Raw genomic sequence first — 17,805 nt, forward strand, 5'->3', positions numbered from 1 at the left:
ATGACTGACGAGATGCGCGAGCAGCACAAGGCCCTCAGAGAGGCCGCGCTGCATTTTCACGAATATCCCAAGCCCGGAAAGCTCGAGATCACGCCGACAAAGCCGCTGGCCAACCAGCGAGATCTGGCGCTTGCCTATTCCCCGGGCGTCGCCGCACCGTGCGAGGAAATTGCCGCCGATCCGGAAATGGCCGCGAAGTATACCTCGCGCTCGAATCTCGTTGCCGTGATCTCGAACGGCACCGCCGTGCTCGGGCTCGGTAACATCGGAGCGCTGGCCTCCAAGCCTGTTATGGAAGGCAAGTCGGTTCTCTTCAAGAAGTTCGCCGGTATCGACTCGATCGACATCGAGGTCGACGAACAGGACCCGGCCAAGTTCATCGAAACGGTGGCGCCGCTCTGGCCGTCCTTCGGGGGCATCAACCTCGAAGACATCAAGGCGCCGGACTGCTTCGAGATCGAGGAAGCGCTGCGCGAGCGCATGCCCATCCCCGTCTTTCATGACGACCAGCACGGCACTGCGATCATCGTGGCCGCAGCGGTCCTTAACGGCCTCAAGATTGCCGGCAAGAAGATCGAGGACGTCAAGATCTGCACGTCCGGCGCCGGCGCCGCCGCGATTGCGTGCCTCAACATGCTCATGGCCGTGGGCGCCAGGAAGGAGAATATCTGGGTCGCCGACCGCGAAGGGCTCGTCACAAAAGGCCGCGACAATATGGTCGACCGCTGGCGCGCCGCCTTTGCCCAGGATTCCGACAAGACTTCGCTCGCCGAGGTGATGGATGGGGCCGATATCTATCTCGGCCTTTCAGCAGCCGGCGCGCTCAAGCCGGAAATGCTCAAGGACATGGCAAAGGATCCGCTGATCCTGGCGCTCTCGAACCCCGTGCCCGAGATCATGCCCGAGCTGGCTCGTGAGGCCCGACCCGATGCCATGATTTGCACGGGCCGGTCCGATTATGCCAACCAGGTCAACAACGTCCTGTGCTTCCCCTTCATTTTCCGCGGCGCGCTGGACGTCGGAGCGACCGAGATCAACGAGGACATGAAGGCTGCAGCGGCTCACGCAATCGCCAAGCTGGCCCATGAGCCCGTGCTCGAGGCGGTGCCGGGTTCGCCCTCGACCTTCGGCCGCGATTTGCTCATTCCCAGCCCCTTCGATCAGCGTCTGATCCTGCGGATCGCGCCTGCGGTCGCCAAGGCTGCCATGGACAGCGGCGTGGCGCGCAGGCCGATCGAGGATTTCGAGGCCTACAAGGACAGCCTGAACCGCTTCGTCTTCCGCTCGGGCATGGTCATGAAGCCCATGATCGACAAGGCGCGCGGGCAGGGCAAGCGCATTGCCTTCGCCGATGGCGAGGACGAGCGCGTGCTGCGTGCGACTCAGGTCATTCTCGAAGAGAACATGGCGTCCCCGATCCTGATTGGCCGTCCGTTCGTCATCGAGCAGCGCATCGAGCGCTTCGGGCTTTCGCTCAAGCCGGGCAGGGATTTCGAGGTGATCAACCCGGAAGACGATCCGCGCTATCGCGAATACGTCTCGCTGTTCCACTCGCTCGTCGGCCGCTCCGGGGTCACTCCCGATACGGCGCGCACCATCGTGCGCACCAACACCACGGTCATCGGCGCCCTGGCAGTCAAGCGCGGGGACGCAGACGGGCTGATCTGTGGCCTCGAGGGGCGCTACATCAAGCACGTCCGCGACATCAGGTCGGTGCTCGGGCTCGCTGACGGCGTCAACGACGTTTCGGCCCTGTCCATGCTGATCATGCCGCGCGGGGTCTTCTTCCTCGCCGACACCTATGTGAGCATGGACCCGAGCGTGGAAGAGATCGTCGGCATTGCGCTGCAGGCCCGCGATCACCTCAAGCGCTTCAATATCGACGCCAAAGCCGCGCTTCTGAGCTATTCGAACTTTGGTTCGCGTGACGGCGATACGTCATACAAGATGCGCGCGGCCTATACCAAGCTCAAGGAACTTGCGCCCGATCTGGTGGTCGAGGGCGAAATGCAAGGCGATCTGGCCCTCAACCAGATGCTGCGCGAACGCTACATCCCTGACAGCGTGCTCAAGGGCGAGGCGAATCTTTTGATCTTCCCGAACCTGGAAAGCGCGAATCTTTCCATGACGTTGCTCAAGGAAATGAACAACGCACTTCCGGTTGGCCCAATCCTGATGGGCCCCCGCCAGCCGGCGCATATCCTTGCGCCTTCTGTGACCAGTCGGGGCATCGTCAATATGACGGCGATTACCGTGAACGAGGCGCTGTCCTCGTCTCGATAGACGACAATGGGGCCGGTTCTGCCGGCCCCGTTTTCATTTGTTGCTTCGGTCTTTGGCGCTTGCGGCCGCCGAGAAACGTTCGAGCTTCTTCTCAAAAAGCCCTATTGAAACGCGGTTTCCGCGAAGCTGCGCAGTTTGCGGGAGTGGAGCCGCTCTGGCGGCTGCGCCCGCAGGATTTCCATGGCCTTGATGCCGATCAGCAGGTGGCGGTTGACCTGCGTGCGGTAGAAGTCCGACGCCATGCCGGGAAGTTTAAGTTCGCCGTGCAGCGGCTTGTCCGAAACGCACAACAGCGTGCCGTAGGGCACCCGGAACCGGAACCCGTTGGCGGCGATCGTCGCGCTCTCCATGTCCAGGGCGATCGCCCTGGACTGTGAGAGCCGCCGGGAAATCTCGGTCTGGTCGCGCAATTCCCAGTTGCGGTTGTCGATGGTGAACACCGTGCCTGTGCGCATGATGGCCTTGGCCTCGAGCCCTTCGAGGTGGGTGACCTCGGTCACTGCGTCCTGGAGCGCGAGCTGGATTTCGGCGAGGGCCGGGATGGGTACGGTCACGGGCAGATCGTCGTCCAGGACATGGTCCTCGCGCACGTAGGCGTGCGCCAACACGTAATCGCCCAGCGACTGGGAGTTCCGCAGCCCCGCGCAGTGACCCAGCATCAGCCATGCATGTGGCCTCAGCACGGCGACGTGGTCGGTAGCGGTCTTGGCGTTGGACGGGCCCACGCCGATATTGATCATCGTGATGCCGCGGCCGTTCTTGCCCTTGAGGTGGTAGGCCGGCATCTGGGAGGCCCGGGCCGGGTGCGTCCCTGTGGTGCCGCCGCCAAGCCTGCTGTTGAGCGTGATCACATTGCCAGGTTCAACGAAGGAATCGTAGTCCGGGTGTCCTTCCTCCATCCACTGATGTGCGAGCCGGCTGAATTCCTCGATATAGAACTGGTAGTTCGTGAAGATCACGAAGTTCTGGAAATGCTCGGGCGAGGTGGCCATGTAGTGGCTGAGCCGGTGCAGCGAATAGTCCACGCGTGGTCCTGTGAAGGCGGCGAGCGGGTAGGGGCCGCCATTTGCGGGGATGAACGTGCCATTGGCGATCTCGTCGTCCATGTGACCCAGATCGGGCACGTCGAAGAGGTCGCGCAGCGGCACGCCGATATCGACCAAGACTTCGCCTTCCACGCGCTCGCGCGGATCGACTGCAAAATGCAGCGGGATCGGCGTTTCGGATTCGCCGACTTCGATCTGCCCGCCATGGTTCTTTAAGATAAGGTCGAAATTCTCGACCAGATACTTCCTGAAGAGGTCCGGCTGGGTCACCGTGGTCTGATAAAGGCCGGGGCTATGGAGAAAGCCGTAGGCCAGGCGCGCGGACGCCTGATGCTGGTGGCTGACCGAACGCACCTGAACCACCGGATAGTGCGCCCGAACCTTTCCGGGAGGAACCTTGCCTTTGGTGAGGTTGCGCAGATGGGTCCTGATGAAGCCGGTGTTGCGGTCGTAGATTTCCTGAACATACGACCAGGCCTCTTCGGCATCGGAGAAGGCCTTGAGCTGGAGCGGTTCGGGACTGACAAGCTTCATATGCGAACGGTCCTTCTTCTTGTTGTTCTCGCCATGTCAGAATCGATGCCAGTTCGCGCCCGCGAACGCAATCGGTGATCGATATGCGCCCTGTTTATCACAGTTCGGTGATTGGTCCTTTTAACGCCGCAATGTACGACGATATCTTGGGGGTCTGCTGATACTGGCAAACGAGCCCATGCGACAGTAGACATGAACTTCCACTGCAGTCCCCCAAGCCCTCAACAGCGCGGTGGAAGTGTCAAAAGGAGGTCGCAGTCGTCCGCCCGGCGCTGCGGCCTCTCTTTTTTTCATTCGTAATCAACCAGCCGCTCCAGTTCGATCTCGCCGTCATAGGTGGCATCGACATCGTAGGTCTTGAGGCTGAACTCACCCCGGGTGAACCTCCATACGCCGAGCGATGACGCATCGCCCAGCCCGCGCCAATAACCGTTCGAGGTGATGGTGCCCGTTTCGGGATCGAACTCGGAATTGGTCAACGTGTTCTGGGTCCGGAATCCGGTGATCGTCATGCTCTCCACGGCCTTGTCGTAATCGTCGTCCTGATAGCGGATGTCGAGCTCTGGAACGGCGAAGGCGACCGGGGAAGCGCCGTTGTAGTCGTCCTCGATATAATAGACGAACTGAACGTTGTAGGCGCCGGCACTGCAAAAATAGCGATGCAGCGTCACCACCGAATCGGTGTCCGAGTACTCCTCCCGCCAGCTCAACTCCCAGCTCTCTGCGGGAAAATCCTCGCTTCCCACGAGGTCGGACCAGAAGCACGTCTGGGCGAAGGCGGTTCGGAAATGCTCCTCTGCGCTCACAAGGGGCGGAGTATCTTCTTCGATATCATCCTGGGCGATAGCCGCGGCCGGAATGAGCAGCAGGCTGGCAATCGCGAGAAATGAAACGCGGATCATGAGAGGCTTCCTTGGCATGGGTCTGGACCGGGCGCCAGAGTGCGCCCGGTCCAGACGATCCGCCATCCCCCGTTCAGGTCCATTCACCCTTGCGGAAAACCGGCACCCGCTCGCCCGACGCAGTGATCCCGTCGATGTCGATCTCTCCCGATCCGATCATCCAGTCGATGTGGATCAGGCTGGAATTGCCACCCTGCTGTTTTATGGCATCGGGCGTGAGCGACCCGCTGTTCTCGAAGCACTCCGAATAGCATTGGCCCAGCGCGATGTGGCAGGCCGCGTTCTCGTCAAAGAGGGTGTTGTAAAACAGAATTCCCGACTGCGAGATCGGGGACGAATGGGGCACCAGCGCCACTTCCCCCAGCCGGCGGGCGCCCTCGTCGGTGTCCAGCACCTTCTGGAGCACCGCTTCGCCCTTGCTGGCCTTGGCCGAGACGATACGACCCTCCTCAAAAGTCACCTCGATCTCATCGATCAGCGTCCCCTGGTGGGAGAGCGGCTTGGTCGAGCGCACATGACCGTTCACGCGCCGCGCGTGCGGGGTGGTGAAGACTTCCTCCGTCGGGATATTGGGATTGCAAGTGATCCCGTTCTTGGCAGGGCTCGCACCGCCCTTCCAGGCGTGCCCATCGGCCAGACCGACCGTGAGGTCGGTGCCGGGGCCGGTAAAGTGCAGGGCGTCGAAGCGCTGCGCGTTGAGCCAGTCGCGGCGGCGGTGAAGGGTCGCGTTATGGTCGGCCCATGCCGCTACGGGGTCGTCCGCATCCACCCGCGACGCCGCGAAGATCGCCTTGGCCAGCTTGGCGATCGCTATATCCAGAGGCTCGTTGGGAAACACCACCTTCGCCCAGGCCGGGTTGGGGAAGGAGACGATGTTCCAGTTGGTCTCGAAGGTGACGATCTTTTCCATCGCCGGCTTGTAGGCAATGGAATTGGCCTTGTTGGCGCGCGAGACCTTGTCGGGGTCCTCATTGGCCAGCATCAGCGGATTGTCGCCGGCGATGGCGAGCCGCGCGGTATTGGACCCGAACGCCTTGGCCATGCCCTCGTAGAGCCAGCCATTGGCCTTGTCGAAGCTCTCGTCGGGGGCGTTGCGGTAGCGCGCGAGGGTCGTGACCTCGTCGGAATAGAGCGTTGTCACGATGCCCGCCCCGGCCTTGTAGGCATGCTCGGTGATCAGCCTGACCAACGGCAACGCAGCGAGCGGCGCGGTCATCAGCAGGTCCTGGCCGGGCGCCAGTCCAAGGCCGGTATGGACCGCGACGCGCGCGAGCTTATCGAGCTTGTCCGCGTCGATGGGCAGTTCGGGCAGGGGCGGTTCGATGGTCATGGGCGCCTTCTTGGTCAGATGGAACAGGTCCATCGAACCTAGCGGCTTGCCCCGACGTGGGAAAGAGGCTGCGCGCGGCAGATGCGCGCAACCCGGGATTGCCAGAAGCCTTAAAGCTCGGCTTCGAGCCGCTCGACCGCTTCCTGGGCCTGGGCGTCACCCATTTCGGCGGCGCGGCGATAATGATCGAGCGCCTCCTTGATATCGGGCTCGCCGCCGATGCCCTGTTCGGCGAAATAGCCGAGCATGAAATAGCCTTCGGGGTTGTCCGCCTCCGCCGCCTCGCGGGCATGGGCAAGGGCTTCGTCAGCATCGATATCGAGTCCGAACTCCTCGAAGGATAGAGTTGCCAGGCCGATCGATCCGCTCGCCGACCCGGCGGCCCGGGCCTTTTCGAACCATTCGCGCGCGGCAGCCGGATCGGCGGGCACGCCCAGCCCGTCGGCATAGGTCCAGCCGATATCGGCGTAGGCTTCCGGGTAGCCTGCTTCCCCTGCAGCCTCGAGGAGAACGATTGCCTGTCCGGGGTCGGCCTCCACGCCCTCGCCATCTCGATAAAGAATGGCCAGTTCGCGCATCGCCGGCGCGAATCCCTGTTCCGCGGCGGCGCCGTAGAGCTCGACCGCGCGCGCGGGATTCTCTTCAACCCCTTCGCCCCAGACATAGCTCATCGCCAGCGCGTACTGGCCAAGCGCGTAGCCCTGGTCAGCCGACGCCGTCAGCAACTCGGCGGAGCGGTCCAGATCGACCTCCACCCCGGCGCCCACCACATGCATGTCGCCAAATATCTGCTGGGCCATCGCGTTTCCGGCTTTCGCCGCCATCTGCACATGCGGCACCACGGCCTCGTAGTCGCCTGCGGTGTAGTAGGCGCGCGCGAGCCATGCGCGCACATCCATGTCCTCCGGGTCGGCCTCAACGGCAGCAAGGCACGAAGCGATGGCCGCTTCCACGTCCATGTCGGACTGATCTCGTCCGATGTCTTCATAGCCCGGCTGGAAGGGGCTTGCCGCCGCAGCGGCGCAGCTGGACTTGTCTTGAACCGACGCTGGTGTGGCGGTGGCCGAAAGGATCACAAGCGCCAGGGCTGCGGCGCGGGCGGGAGACGGAGAGCGAGTCATGACGCGGTCGGTTCCTCGATTTGGCGGACGGGCCAGCGGTCCGCGCGCGCGATTCCCCATGAACCGCATCGAGTTTTATGGCGCCAGTCCGTGCCGTTGTGAACCTCCCCGGTCAGGGGGTGCTTGCATCGCCGCTGCGGCCGGTCCATGACGGCATTTCACGGCAGGATCGGGCGGGGACAATGACGCGGCGCATCGGCATCATCGGAGGCGGGCCTGCGGGGCTGATGGCGGCGGAGGTGCTGTCCGCTGCCGGATGCGCGGTGCGACTCTTTGAGGCCATGCCCACCGTCGGGCGCAAGCTGCTTATGGCGGGCAAGTCCGGGCTCAACATCGCCCATGCCGAGCCTGACGCCGCCCAGATGCCCCGCTACGGCGCCGCTGCCGAACGGCTCGCCAAGACGCTTGCAGCCTTCCCCGCGCCCGCCGTCCGTGCCTGGGCCGATGGGTTGGGGGCCGAGACCTTCGTGGGTTCGTCGGGGCGCATCTTCCCGCGCGCCATGAAGGCCTCGCCGCTCCTGCGCGCCTGGCTGGCCCGGCTGGAGGGGCAGGGCGTTTCGATTCTCACCCGCCACCGCTGGGTAGGGTTTGGCCAAGGCACTGACAGTACGCCAGCCCTGCACTTCGAGACGCCCGATGGCCCCCGCACCGAGCAGTTCGATGCCGTGATCCTCGCCCTTGGCGGCGCGAGCTGGCCGCGGCTGGGGTCAGATGCCGCGTGGGTGCCCTGGCTTGTTGGCCATGGCATTCCGGTGCGACCCTTTCGTCCCGCCAATTGCGGGTTCGATGTGGACTGGTCCCAGGCTATTGTCGACCGGTTTGCCGGGCAGCCGGTCAAGGCGGTTGCCGCGACATCGGCAATGGGCACGTCGCAGGGCGAATTCGTCATAACGCGCCGGGGCATCGAAGGCAGCCTCGTTTACGCTCACGCCGCCGCCTTGCGTGACGCGCTCGACGAGACCGGCGCGGCCACGCTGATGCTGGACCTGATGGCCGGCCGTCCCGAGGCCCGTATCGCGCGCGACATCGAGAAGGCCGGAGCGAAGGCCAGTTTCGCCAACAGGCTGCGCAAGGCCGGCCTCGACCCGGTGAAGGTGGCGCTGTTGCGCGAGTTCTCGACCGATGCCCAACGGGCGAACCCCGACGCTCTGGCCCGATGCATCAAGACCCTGCCATTGGCCGTCGCCGGTACGCGCCCGATCGCGGAAGCCATCTCGAGCGCAGGCGGCGTCGCCTGGGAGGCAGTCAACGACAGTCTCATGCTCGGAGCCCTGCCGGGCGTCTTCGTTGCCGGGGAGATGCTCGACTGGGAAGCGCCGACCGGCGGTTATCTCCTGACCGCCTGCCTTGCCACGGGGCGCCGGGCGGGCCTGGGCGTGGCCGACTGGCTGGCTTAATCTCTGCGTCCGCTGCTCTCACGGTCGCGTGTGTAATGGTGCTCGAGCGGGAAGGGCGGCAGCCAGGGTTCGCGGCGGATCGTCCAGTTCTCATAGGTGGGAACCAGTTGACCGGGGTTATCGAGCGACCCCAGATGCACCTCGATTTCGTCGCCCGAGCGCGCAAAGACCGATGATCCGCAGCTTGGGCAGAAATGCCGGCCCTTGTACTCGGCGGTGTCTCCGGTGATCGACACCGCGCTATCCGGGAAGATCGCTGCGGCATAGAACACCGCCCCATGATGCTTGCGGCAGTCCATGCAATGGCAGAGCCCAACCCGATAGGGCTCGCCCCTTGCCTCGATCCGCACCGCTCCGCACAGGCATCCGCCGGTGAGCGTGTTCATGGCTGTTTTCCTTTCTTCCGTCCGAGCCCGATAACGCCCCGGCCGCGATTGCGATCCTATCCCGCTTGAGCGCACCGGATCGATTGTGTAACCGGGGACGCTCGTTCCTTCATCCCGGTATGTGTCCATGAGCCTTTCGTCCGTCCGCTCCTTCCTTGCCGAACGCGCGCCCGAGATCGCAATCATCGAAACTTCGGCGAGCAGCGCAACCGTGCCGCTTGCAGCCCAAGCCCATGGTGTGGAGCCGGCGCAGATCGCCAAAACGCTCTCGCTGCGGGTCGGCGATGCGGTGGTGCTCGTGGTCACCAGCGGCACCGCGCGGCTCGACAACAAGAAGGCGCGCGCCGTGTTCGGAGGCAAGGTCAGGATGCTCGGGCTTGACGAGGTCGAGGCCGTGACCGGCCACCCGGTGGGTGGGGTGTGCCCTTTCGGGCTCGCAGCGCCCATCCCGGTTTATTGCGACATCAGCCTGAAGGCGTTCGACGTCGTGGTCCCCGCCGCAGGCAGTCCCAATTCTGCCCTGCGCATCGCGCCAGACCGGCTGGCCGAGATCACCGAGGCCCAATGGGTGGATGTGGGGCAGGCGCCCCCGGCCGACTGATCCATCCGCGATCGCGCCCATCCTCGTCCCGCAGAAGGCATGTTCTCCATGGCGGGCAGAGCGATCTGTGCTAATCGGGCTGCAAAACCGCATTGAAAAAGGAGACCGGCCCATGAGCGAGCCGACCGTAGCCCAGGCAACCGACACCATCTACGCATCGCTGCAGGCGGACAACGCCGACATCGACGCCCACATCGCCACCCTCAAGCAGGCCATGGCCCGCGAGGGCGTCACCGAGGCTGTCTTCGACCCCACCAAGCTGGCCCAGAACAACCGCTCGGGCCGCAAGACCATGCAGGCCTATTTCCGCCAGCGCGGGGTCAAGGTGCGGTTCGAGGAGGCTTGAAGCGGTTCGGGGAAAATGCCTGTGCCAGACCCTGATCCGGGATGGTCGCATTTTTCCGGTCCGGAAACGCGACACATCAAAGGCTTGGAGCGCCTCATCTGATTGCATCAGAACAGGATCTGCTCCAGGCGGCTTTGAAATTCGCCATCCTGTCTAATCGAAAGTGGCCCAGAGGCCTGCGAGAATATCGGGATCGTTCCAGACCATCCAGGCGCCGACAGCGAGGGCCAGGATAATGGCGATGCCGAACAGCTTTCGCATCATGGCAAAGACCAGCCACAGCACCACGACAGCCGCGAGGCCGTAAATCAGAATCGAGGGGTCGTCGGTCATCGCAGCGCGGCTCCAGAATCATAATTTGCGAACGCGCCCGGCTTGTCGCCCATCTGAGCGGGATCTGTCGATAGGTGAATGGGGCTCTCCAATGTCCCTCACGGCACGGCTAACTTCGACATACTGGGTTGAGAACTGGCGGTAGGCGTTCAGCCAAATTGTATAGGCTACGTTCTATTTGCAATTTTTTCGATGTTCTTCGAGATATCCCTTAGATGATCTTCGAGATTTTTTAGAGCAGCAACATCAGAATATGGGTTCGTATCTATTAGACAATGTTCTCTATATATGTGCGCGTTGAATGCTTATTCAGCGCTGATGGTGAAACTCGATGGCGTTCGATCAGAATCCATATTAAAGCCCTGGGAAAGGTAGAACGATATTTTTTCTCCTGGTGCGAAGTGAGAGATTGTTCTCGTGAAGGCGCTGGAATCCTTAATGTTCCTTCGATCACCAAATTCAAAAAAATCTTTGTCTATCCCGAGGCGCAGATTTTTTGCTGGCGATCGACCAATATTTTCTATTTCCGGCATGAAAATGACTCCCGCGTATGTGTTGAGCCTGGCGATAACGAAGGGCCTAACGGTTTGCGCATATTGATCGGTGGCAGCAGATATTTGTCGCGCTGCTGCTCTCAGCGCAACATTGCCAGCAATGATTGCTGCTATAAGTGTAAAAATGCCGGTTAGAAGGGTTTGCCATTCTTTCAAACCATCGAGGAGGCAATGCGTTTCGACTGCACTGCAGGCCTGATATGCATACGCAAACCAGAGTAACGCAATCACACCAAACATAATGATTATGAAAACGTAGTCTTCCCGGTCAGGCCGTTTTCTCATGGTCGCCCCACAATGAAATGGCCTCGGCGTGTGCCGAGGCCACTTATTAGGTCATCATCATAATCAAGTCGCCATTGCTCAACTACACCCGGTCGTCGACCCGCACGTGTCACACTTCAAACACGTGCCGTTGCGCACCAGGGTGAAGTTCTGGCACTCCGAGCACGCCTCTCCGACATAGCCCTTCATCTGGGCTTCCAGCCTCAGGGTGGTGGCGTCCTTGGCCGAGCTGGCTTCCGGTGTCGCGGCTTCGGCCTCGTAGTCCGCCTCCGGCTTGAGGGCCGTGCCGGACTTGAGCGCCGTCACCGTGGTGGCCTGCAGGGCCTGCACCGGGTTGGGCAGGTTCAGGTCATGGGACGAAACCAGCATCAGGTTCTTGTCCTTGACCCGGCCACGGGTCATCCCGCGTGAGACGAACCGGTCCGCCGAGACGGGCGAGGGGGCCGCGCGCTCCTTGACCTGACGGTCTTCGGAGACGCCCGCGCCGATCGAGGTCGCGCCCGCATCGGGGGTGACATGGGCCAGATCGGTACGGTCCAGATAGGAGATGGCCAGCTCGCGGAACACGTAGTCGAGGATGGAGGTCGCGTTCTTGATCTGGTCGTTGCCCATCACCAGCCCGGCCGGCTCGAAGCGCGTGAAGGTGAAGGCCTCCACGAACTCGTCCAGCGGCACGCCGTATTGCAGGCCCAGCGAGATGGCGATGGCGAAATTATTCATCATGGCCCGGAAGGCGGCGCCTTCCTTGTGCATGTCGATGAAGATTTCGCCCAGACGCCCGTCATCATATTCGCCGGTGCGCAGATAGACCTTGTGCCCGCCCACGATGGCCTTCTGGGTGTAGCCCTTGCGACGATGCGGCATCTTCTCGCGATCGCGCACGGCTTTTTCGATGATGCGCTCCACGATCCGCTCGGCAACCGCCGGAGCCCGCTCGGCGAGCGGCATGGCGGCGAGGTCCTCGGCGTCGTCCTCCTCGTCCTCATCGGCGAGGATGGAGGCATTGAGCGGCTGGCTGAGCTTGGAGCCGTCGCGATAGAGCGCGTTGGCCTTGAGCGCCAGCTTCCAGGAGAGCATGTAGCTTTCCTTGCAATCCTCGACCGTGGCCGCATTGGGCATGTTGATGGTCTTGGAAATGGCGCCGGAGATGAACGGCTGGGCCGCCGCCATCATGCGGATGTGGCTTTCCACCGACAGGTAGCGCTTGCCGATCTTGCCGCAGGGCGAGGCGCAGTCGAACACCGGCAGGTGCTCGGCCTTGATGAACGGCGCGCCCTCGAGCGTCATGGCGCCGCAAACGTGGATGTTGGCGGCCTCGATGTCCTTTTTGGCAAAGCCAAGGAAGGGCAGTAGCTCGAAGGTGGGATCGACGAGCTGCTCGTCGGAGACCCCGAGGTCTTTGAGGAAATCGGCGCCCAGCGTCCACTGGTTGAACACGAACTTGACGTCGAAGGCCGACTTCATCGCCGCGTTGAGCGTGGCGATCTTGTCCGCGGGGAAGCCCTTGGTGGCGAGTGTCGCGGGGTTGATGCCCGGTGCCTGGTTCATGTTGCCATGGCCCACCGCATAGGCCTCGATCTCGGCGATCTGGTCTTCGGAATAGCCCAGCGTGCGCAGGGCCTGGGGCACGGCGCGGTTGATGATCTTGAAGTAGCCGCCGCCGGCCAGCTTCTTGAACTTGACCAGAGCGAAGTCCGGCTCGATGCCCGTGGTGTCGCAATCCATCACCAGCCCGATGGTGCCCGTAGGCGCAATCACCGAGACCTGTGCGTTGCGATAACCGTGCTTTTCGCCCAGCTCCAGCGCCTTGTCCCAGGCCGCGACGGCGCGCTCGACGAGCGACTTGTCGGGGCAGGAGGCGTGGTCGAGCGGGACTGGCGCGATCGCCAGCTTCTCGTAGCCCTCGGCATTGCCATGGGCCGCGTTGCGGTGGTTGCGGATCACGCGAAGCATGGATTTGGCGTTGCGCTTGTAATCCTTGAAGGCGCCCAGCTCCGAGGCGATCTCGGCCGAGGTCGCATAGGACACGCCGGTGAGGATCGCGGTCAGCGCGCCGGCAATCGCCCGACCCTCGTCGCTGTCATAGGGGATGCCAGAGGTCATCAGCAGCCCGCCGATATTGGCATAGCCCAGGCCCAGCGTACGATAGAGGTAGGAGCGTTCTGCGATGGCCTTGGAGGGGAACTGGGCCATCATCACCGAGATTTCCAGCACCAGCGTCCACAGTCGGACCGTATGCTCGTAATCGCCCGCGTTGAACACCCCGTCCTTGCCGCGATAGGGCAGCAGGTTGATAGACGCCAGGTTGCACGCCGTGTCGTCGAGGAACATATATTCCGAGCACGGGTTGGACGCGTTGATCGGACCGGCCTCCGAGCAGGTGTGCCAGTCGTTGATGGTGGTGTGGTACTGGATGCCGGGATCGGCGCACGCCCAGGCGGCATAGCCCACGGTTTCCCAGAGGTCGCGGGCCTTGAGGGTCTTGGTGACCCGTCCGTCCTGACGGGCGGTCAGGTTCCAGTCGCCGTCGTTCTCGACCGCATCGAGGAAGGCGTCGGTCACGCGCACCGAATTGTTCGAGTTCTGGCCCGAAACCGTCAGATAGGCTTCGGAGTCCCAGTCGGTGTCATAGACTGGAAATTCGAGGTCGGTATAGCCTTGGCGCGCGAACTGGATCACCCGGAAAATGTAGTTCTCGGGCACCAGCGCCTTCTTGGCGGCCTTGACCTCGCGCTTGAGCGCGGGGTTCTTGTTGGGGTCGAAGCAGTCGTCGGCATGGCCGTCACAATTGACCGCGGCCTTCATGATCAGCTTGAGGTGCCGGGAGACGATTTTCGAGCCGGTGACCAGCGCGGCGACCTTCTGCTCTTCCTTGACCTTCCAGTTGATATATTCCTCGACATCGGGGTGATCGATGTCGATCACCACCATCTTGGCGGCGCGGCGGGTCGTGCCGCCGGACTTGATCGCGCCCGCAGCGCGGTCGCCGATCTTGAGAAAGCTCATCAGCCCCGAGGACTTGCCGCCCCCCGAAAGCTTTTCGCCCGAGCCGCGCAGCGCCGAGAAATTGGTGCCCGTGCCCGAGCCGTACTTGAACAGTCGCGCCTCGCGAACCCAAAGGTCCATGATGCCGTTCTCGTTGACCAGATCGTCTTCGACCGACTGGATGAAGCAGGCGTGGGGCTGGGGATGCTCGTAGGCCGATTTGGACTGCACCAGCTTGTGAGTGAAGGGGTCGACATAGAAATGGCCCTGGCCGGGGCCGTCGATGCCATAGGCCCAGTGCAGGCCGGTGTTGAACCACTGCGGGGAGTTGGGGGCGACCCGTTGTGTCGCCAGCATGTAGCGCAGCTCGTCATAGAATGTGCGCGCGTCGTCCTCGGACGAGAAATAGCCGCCCTTCCAGCCCCAATAGGTCCAGGCGCCGGCAAGCCGGTCAAAGACCTGGCGGCTGTCCATTTCCGAGCCGAAGCGTTCGTCCTGGGACAGTTTGTCGAGCGCCTTTTCGTCGGGCACCGAACGCCAGAGCCAGGAGGGAACGTCATTCTCCTCGACCTTCTTCAGGACCTTGGCGACGCCGGCTTTACGGAAATATTTCTGGGCGATGATGTCAGCCGCGACCTGGCTCCAGGGCGCAGGCACGGCGATGTCCTCGAGCTTGAACACCACCGATCCGTCAGGATTACGGATCTCGCTCGTTGCGCTCCGGAACTCGATGCCGGCATAGGCGCCTTCGCCTGCCGTGGTGAATCGCCGCTCAATATGCATTCCAATGGTTCCCCAAACTGAAGTTCGCCCGCTTGCCTGGCCTGGCATTGCGGGAGACGATGGACCGGCCTGAAAAGGTCGATGGTGACAGCGCTCGATTCCGGCGCTCTGAAAACAAGGTTTTGCGATTCCGGGGGCGCTCGTCAATCGCACCAATACGACTAACCCTAGTGGTCTGTCCGGGCTGTTTTCCCAAATATAGTGGTTTTCGCTGTGGATAGCGAGGAAAACGTCATCATCGTTTCACCTGCACGCGATCCGGCTGGGGGGCCCGTTGGCGCGGGGCAGACATGGAGTGCGGTCTTCAATGGCCAGCGTAAGTGCCGATGATTGCACGCTTCCTCAAAATGCGGATCCCGTGCATGCGAATCGGAAGGATGCGTCAAGCGGTTTTTTTGCGGGTCTGGCGAGATTATCCACCGGTTGTGGACGCATCCCGGAGCCGCTGCGGCACGATGTCGTGGGTGCGGACTAGGCCGGGACCGGTGGCTGTGATAAACGGCTCCCAACAGTCATCTCATTCAGGTGTTCCTCGTGGCTCAGAACGGCTTCAAGCAGATCTTTTTCGAGCTTTTCGGCTGGTGGCACGGCCAAACACTCTCAACCCGGATTTTCACGCGCCTGCGCGGGATCAGGGTCGGGGAAGACGAGCTTGGCAACGTCTACTACAAGGGCAAGAAGGACGACCGGCGCTGGGTCATCTATAATGGGCCTGCAGAAGCTTCGGCCATTCCCGCCGGCTGGCACGGCTGGATGCATCACCGCACCGACGTCGCCCCCAGCGAGGCTGTCTATCAGGCCCGCGAATGGGAAAAGCCGCACCTGCCCAACATGACAGGCACAGCCCAGGCCTATCGGCCCGAGGGTTCGATTCTCACGCCGGCATCGCGCCCGCGCGTCTCGGGTGATTACGACGCCTGGTCTCCGGAATAATCCTGCGCCGGCGCCGCTCGTGAGCGTTGGGAGACCCGTTCGACGGCTTGGCGCGGCGCTGCTCGGCTGCTTGCTGGTCGCGTGCGGCGTGGGTGCGGTTCAGGCTCAGGACATCCCAAATCCCGTTGCCGTCTTCAGCGGCCTGGACAAGATCACGGGCCGCATCACCACGTTCGACGTCTATGTCGACGAGACTGTGCAATTCGGCTCGCTCCAACTCACCCCACGCGCCTGCTACTCGCGCCCACAGACCCAAGCCCAGGACGCCTCGGTTTTCGTCGAAGTCGACCGTGTTTCGCTGCGGGCCACCATGGCGCGGATCTTTTCGGGCTGGATGTTCGCCGAGAGCCCGGCGCTCAGCGCCGTTGACGATGCGGTCTACGACATCTGGCTGGTTGGCTGCAAACAGACATCCGACATCATCCCGCCCGACCAGCGCTAGCCCAGGCTCTTGCCTATTGGCTAGAATCGACATGCAAATCCGCCACCGTAGGGTGTCGGGTCGAGGCTTCGCGCCGCGTCCTTGGTTGATGACCCACCGCTGGATCAAGGAGATCGAACCATGCTTACTCTGCCCGAAATCGTCACGCGGCCTGAACAGCCATACGCCTACATCCCGTTCACCGTCCGCATGGACCAGATGCAGACGCCGGCCGACCAAGGCTTTTCCAGTCTCTTTCCCTTTCTCGCCGGACAGGGAATTGCGCCTGCTGCCGCTCCCTTCTACAACTACCGACGCATCAATATGGCCGATACCCTCGACGTCGAGGCTGGCGTTCCGGTCGGTCTGGCCGGGCAGGAGGGCGAGGGCGTTCGCTTCGGCACCTTGCCAGCCGGGCGGTATGCCACGGTGGCGTGGCACGGGCATTTCGACGGGCTTGTGCAGGCAACCGCCATGTTGATCGGGTGGTGTCGCCTGGTCGGGCACGAGTTCGACATGCATGCGAGGCCTGACGGGGACTATTTTGCCTGCCGGCTCGAGATCTACGAGACCAATCCGGCCTCGACGCCCGATCCGAAGGATTGGGTCACCACGCTTGCGTTCAAGCTGGCCGATTGAGCCGGTCCCAGGCCGAGAAATCGGCGCGCAGGGGCAGGGCTGCGGCCAGCAGCGACTCGTAGCGTTTGCGCGGGATCTCGACAGCCCCGAGTGACATCAGATGGTCGGTGACGAACTGGGTGTCGAGCAGCGCAAAGCCACCGGTCTTGAGGCGCGACACAAGATGGGTGAGCGCCATCTTCGAGGTGTCGCGCTCGCGGTGAAACATGGATTCGCCAAAGAATGCCCCGCCGATCGCCAGGCCATAGAGCCCGCCGACCAGTCTCTCGCCATCATAGACCTCCACCGTATGACAGATGCCCTGGTCAAAGAGCGCACCGTAGAGCTCACGGATCGTGCGGTTGATCCAGGTTTCGTCCCGTCCGGGAGCCGGGGCGGCGCAGGCGGAGATCACGGCCTCGAAATCGGTGTCGACGACGATGGAATAGTTCTTTTTGCGCAGCGCCTTGGCGAGGCTTTTTGACGGCTTGAATCCATCGAGCGGGATGATCCCGCGCATCTGGGGGCAGACCCAGAAAATCTCGGGATCGTCCGCATCCTCGGCCATCGGGAATATGCCGGACTGATAGGCCCGCACGATAAGCTCGGGGGTCAGTTCCACATCGAACGGGTCGCTATTTCTGCGCGTCATCGTTCCGGCGTCGCTTTTCGATCTGCGCCTGGGCCCATTGCGAATGAGCCCTTTCCTGCTCGTCGATGCGTCCCATGCTCGTGCAAAAGGCTGCCGGTACGCACCAGACGCGCTCGATATCGTAAAAGAACACGGCGATCTCGTCATCGGGAGGGTCGCCCTTGCCGGCGACGTACCCTTCAAGCCCGTCGATGGCGGCGTACTCGAGAGCGGCGGCAGACGCGAAGCGCACGACCTCGAAAAAGGCAAAGGGATCGGAGGCCGGCGCTGCGATGCGGTCGGCCTCACTCATCGG

17 protein-coding genes are annotated in these 17,805 nt (G+C 62.6%); 7 read left to right on the forward strand and 10 right to left on the reverse strand.

The window, feature by feature from the left end:
* Positions 1-2,283: an NADP-dependent malic enzyme gene (locus EO136_RS05325; protein ID WP_281280370.1), complete on the forward strand. Its 2,283-nt coding sequence runs from the start codon at positions 1-3 to the stop codon at positions 2,281-2,283.
* A gap of 101 nt (positions 2,284-2,384) precedes the next feature.
* Here the strand turns inward: EO136_RS05325 and EO136_RS05330 are convergent, their stop codons facing one another.
* The 4 genes from EO136_RS05330 to EO136_RS05345 form a co-directional block, all read right to left on the reverse strand.
* The gene (locus tag EO136_RS05330) at positions 2,385-3,863 is read right to left on the reverse strand and encodes an AMP nucleosidase (protein WP_127143432.1); all 1,479 of its coding nucleotides are present in this window, start codon (positions 3,861-3,863) and stop codon (positions 2,385-2,387) included.
* A 290-nt stretch (positions 3,864-4,153) separates the two neighbouring features.
* Positions 4,154-4,765, reverse strand: a complete 612-nt coding sequence (locus EO136_RS05335; RefSeq protein WP_164730445.1) for a DUF1176 domain-containing protein — start codon at positions 4,763-4,765, stop codon at positions 4,154-4,156.
* A gap of 73 nt (positions 4,766-4,838) precedes the next feature.
* Positions 4,839-6,095 (reverse strand): aminopeptidase, encoded by a 1,257-nt coding sequence (locus EO136_RS05340; protein ID WP_127143434.1) that lies wholly within the window; start codon positions 6,093-6,095, stop codon positions 4,839-4,841.
* A gap of 110 nt (positions 6,096-6,205) precedes the next feature.
* Positions 6,206-7,216, reverse strand: a complete 1,011-nt coding sequence (locus EO136_RS05345; protein WP_164730446.1) for an SEL1-like repeat protein — start codon at positions 7,214-7,216, stop codon at positions 6,206-6,208.
* A gap of 182 nt (positions 7,217-7,398) precedes the next feature.
* Between EO136_RS05345 and EO136_RS05350 the strand changes: the two genes are divergently transcribed.
* On the forward strand, positions 7,399-8,613 hold the full coding sequence (locus EO136_RS05350; RefSeq protein WP_127143436.1) for a TIGR03862 family flavoprotein: 1,215 nt from the start codon (positions 7,399-7,401) through the stop codon (positions 8,611-8,613).
* Here the strand turns inward: EO136_RS05350 and EO136_RS05355 are convergent.
* Complete coding sequence (locus EO136_RS05355; RefSeq protein ID WP_127143437.1) at positions 8,610-8,999, reverse strand: GFA family protein; 390 nt, start codon at positions 8,997-8,999, stop codon at positions 8,610-8,612. The two genes, EO136_RS05350 and EO136_RS05355, sit on opposite strands and share 4 nt — an antisense overlap.
* A gap of 127 nt (positions 9,000-9,126) precedes the next feature.
* Between EO136_RS05355 and EO136_RS05360 the strand changes: the two genes are divergently transcribed.
* Together EO136_RS05360 and EO136_RS05365 are read left to right on the forward strand one after the other, a co-directional pair.
* Entirely contained in the window at positions 9,127-9,600 is a 474-nt protein-coding gene (locus EO136_RS05360) for a YbaK/EbsC family protein (RefSeq protein WP_127143438.1), read from the forward strand.
* 112 nt (positions 9,601-9,712) lie between these two features.
* Positions 9,713-9,946 carry a hypothetical protein gene (locus EO136_RS05365; protein ID WP_127143439.1) on the forward strand — a complete coding sequence of 78 codons (234 nt, stop codon included), beginning with the start codon at positions 9,713-9,715 and terminating at the stop codon, positions 9,944-9,946.
* 153 nt (positions 9,947-10,099) lie between these two features.
* On the opposite strand, the gene EO136_RS05370 is transcribed toward EO136_RS05365, so the two are convergent.
* The 3 genes from EO136_RS05370 to EO136_RS05380 form a co-directional block, all read right to left on the reverse strand.
* Positions 10,100-10,279, reverse strand: a complete 180-nt coding sequence (locus EO136_RS05370) for a hypothetical protein (RefSeq protein ID WP_127143440.1) — start codon at positions 10,277-10,279, stop codon at positions 10,100-10,102.
* 305 nt (positions 10,280-10,584) lie between these two features.
* Positions 10,585-11,118 (reverse strand): hypothetical protein, encoded by a 534-nt coding sequence (locus EO136_RS05375; protein WP_127143441.1) that lies wholly within the window; start codon positions 11,116-11,118, stop codon positions 10,585-10,587.
* 78 nt (positions 11,119-11,196) lie between these two features.
* A complete protein-coding gene (locus EO136_RS05380) occupies positions 11,197-14,886 on the reverse strand; it encodes a vitamin B12-dependent ribonucleotide reductase (RefSeq protein ID WP_127143442.1) in 3,690 nt (1,229 codons plus the stop codon).
* 534 nt (positions 14,887-15,420) lie between these two features.
* On the opposite strand from EO136_RS05380, the gene EO136_RS05385 reads away from it, so the two are divergent.
* The 3 genes from EO136_RS05385 (at position 15,421) to EO136_RS05395 (ending at position 16,879) form a co-directional block, all read left to right on the forward strand.
* Positions 15,421-15,819: an NADH:ubiquinone oxidoreductase subunit NDUFA12 gene (locus EO136_RS05385; RefSeq protein ID WP_127143443.1), complete on the forward strand. Its 399-nt coding sequence runs from the start codon at positions 15,421-15,423 to the stop codon at positions 15,817-15,819.
* A 19-nt stretch (positions 15,820-15,838) separates the two neighbouring features.
* Positions 15,839-16,261 (forward strand): DUF2155 domain-containing protein, encoded by a 423-nt coding sequence (locus EO136_RS05390; protein ID WP_127143444.1) that lies wholly within the window; start codon positions 15,839-15,841, stop codon positions 16,259-16,261.
* Positions 16,262-16,381: 120 nt separating this feature from the next.
* Entirely contained in the window at positions 16,382-16,879 is a 498-nt protein-coding gene (locus EO136_RS05395; protein ID WP_127143445.1) for a GyrI-like domain-containing protein, read from the forward strand.
* Here the strand turns inward: EO136_RS05395 and aat are convergent.
* A complete protein-coding gene (gene aat / locus EO136_RS05400) occupies positions 16,863-17,510 on the reverse strand; it encodes a leucyl/phenylalanyl-tRNA--protein transferase (protein WP_127143446.1) in 648 nt (215 codons plus the stop codon). The two genes, EO136_RS05395 and aat, sit on opposite strands and share 17 nt — an antisense overlap.
* Complete coding sequence (locus tag EO136_RS05405; protein ID WP_127143447.1) at positions 17,494-17,802, reverse strand: hypothetical protein; 309 nt, start codon at positions 17,800-17,802, stop codon at positions 17,494-17,496. Before EO136_RS05405 ends, aat begins: the two co-directional genes overlap by 17 nt.
* Positions 17,803-17,805 lie beyond the last annotated feature (3 nt).

Origin of the sequence: Pelagibacterium montanilacus (assembly GCF_003992665.1) — a bacterium.
In the GTDB taxonomy this organism is placed as follows: domain Bacteria; phylum Pseudomonadota; class Alphaproteobacteria; order Rhizobiales; family Devosiaceae; genus Pelagibacterium; species Pelagibacterium montanilacus.

Bases quoted from the DNA above. Each gene is read 5' to 3' on its own strand.
- EO136_RS05370 (WP_127143440.1), bottom strand. From the start codon at position 10,279: ATGACCGACGACCCCTCGATTCTGATTTACGGCCTCGCGGCTGTCGTG.
- EO136_RS05325 (WP_281280370.1), top strand. From the start codon at position 1: ATGACTGACGAGATGCGCGAGCAGCACAAGGCCCTCAGAGAGGCCGCG.
- EO136_RS05395 (WP_127143445.1), top strand. From the start codon at position 16,382: ATGCTTACTCTGCCCGAAATCGTCACGCGGCCTGAACAGCCATACGCC.
- EO136_RS05345 (WP_164730446.1), bottom strand. From the start codon at position 7,216: ATGACTCGCTCTCCGTCTCCCGCCCGCGCCGCAGCCCTGGCGCTTGTG.
- EO136_RS05330 (WP_127143432.1), bottom strand. From the start codon at position 3,863: ATGAAGCTTGTCAGTCCCGAACCGCTCCAGCTCAAGGCCTTCTCCGAT.
- EO136_RS05365 (WP_127143439.1), top strand. From the start codon at position 9,713: ATGAGCGAGCCGACCGTAGCCCAGGCAACCGACACCATCTACGCATCG.
- EO136_RS05405 (WP_127143447.1), bottom strand. From the start codon at position 17,802: ATGAGTGAGGCCGACCGCATCGCAGCGCCGGCCTCCGATCCCTTTGCC.
- EO136_RS05355 (WP_127143437.1), bottom strand. From the start codon at position 8,999: ATGAACACGCTCACCGGCGGATGCCTGTGCGGAGCGGTGCGGATCGAG.
- EO136_RS05375 (WP_127143441.1), bottom strand. From the start codon at position 11,118: ATGAGAAAACGGCCTGACCGGGAAGACTACGTTTTCATAATCATTATG.
- EO136_RS05340 (WP_127143434.1), bottom strand. From the start codon at position 6,095: ATGACCATCGAACCGCCCCTGCCCGAACTGCCCATCGACGCGGACAAG.
- EO136_RS05350 (WP_127143436.1), top strand. From the start codon at position 7,399: ATGACGCGGCGCATCGGCATCATCGGAGGCGGGCCTGCGGGGCTGATG.
- EO136_RS05380 (WP_127143442.1), bottom strand. From the start codon at position 14,886: ATGCATATTGAGCGGCGATTCACCACGGCAGGCGAAGGCGCCTATGCC.
- EO136_RS05360 (WP_127143438.1), top strand. From the start codon at position 9,127: ATGAGCCTTTCGTCCGTCCGCTCCTTCCTTGCCGAACGCGCGCCCGAG.
- EO136_RS05335 (WP_164730445.1), bottom strand. From the start codon at position 4,765: ATGATCCGCGTTTCATTTCTCGCGATTGCCAGCCTGCTGCTCATTCCG.
- aat (WP_127143446.1), bottom strand. From the start codon at position 17,510: ATGACGCGCAGAAATAGCGACCCGTTCGATGTGGAACTGACCCCCGAG.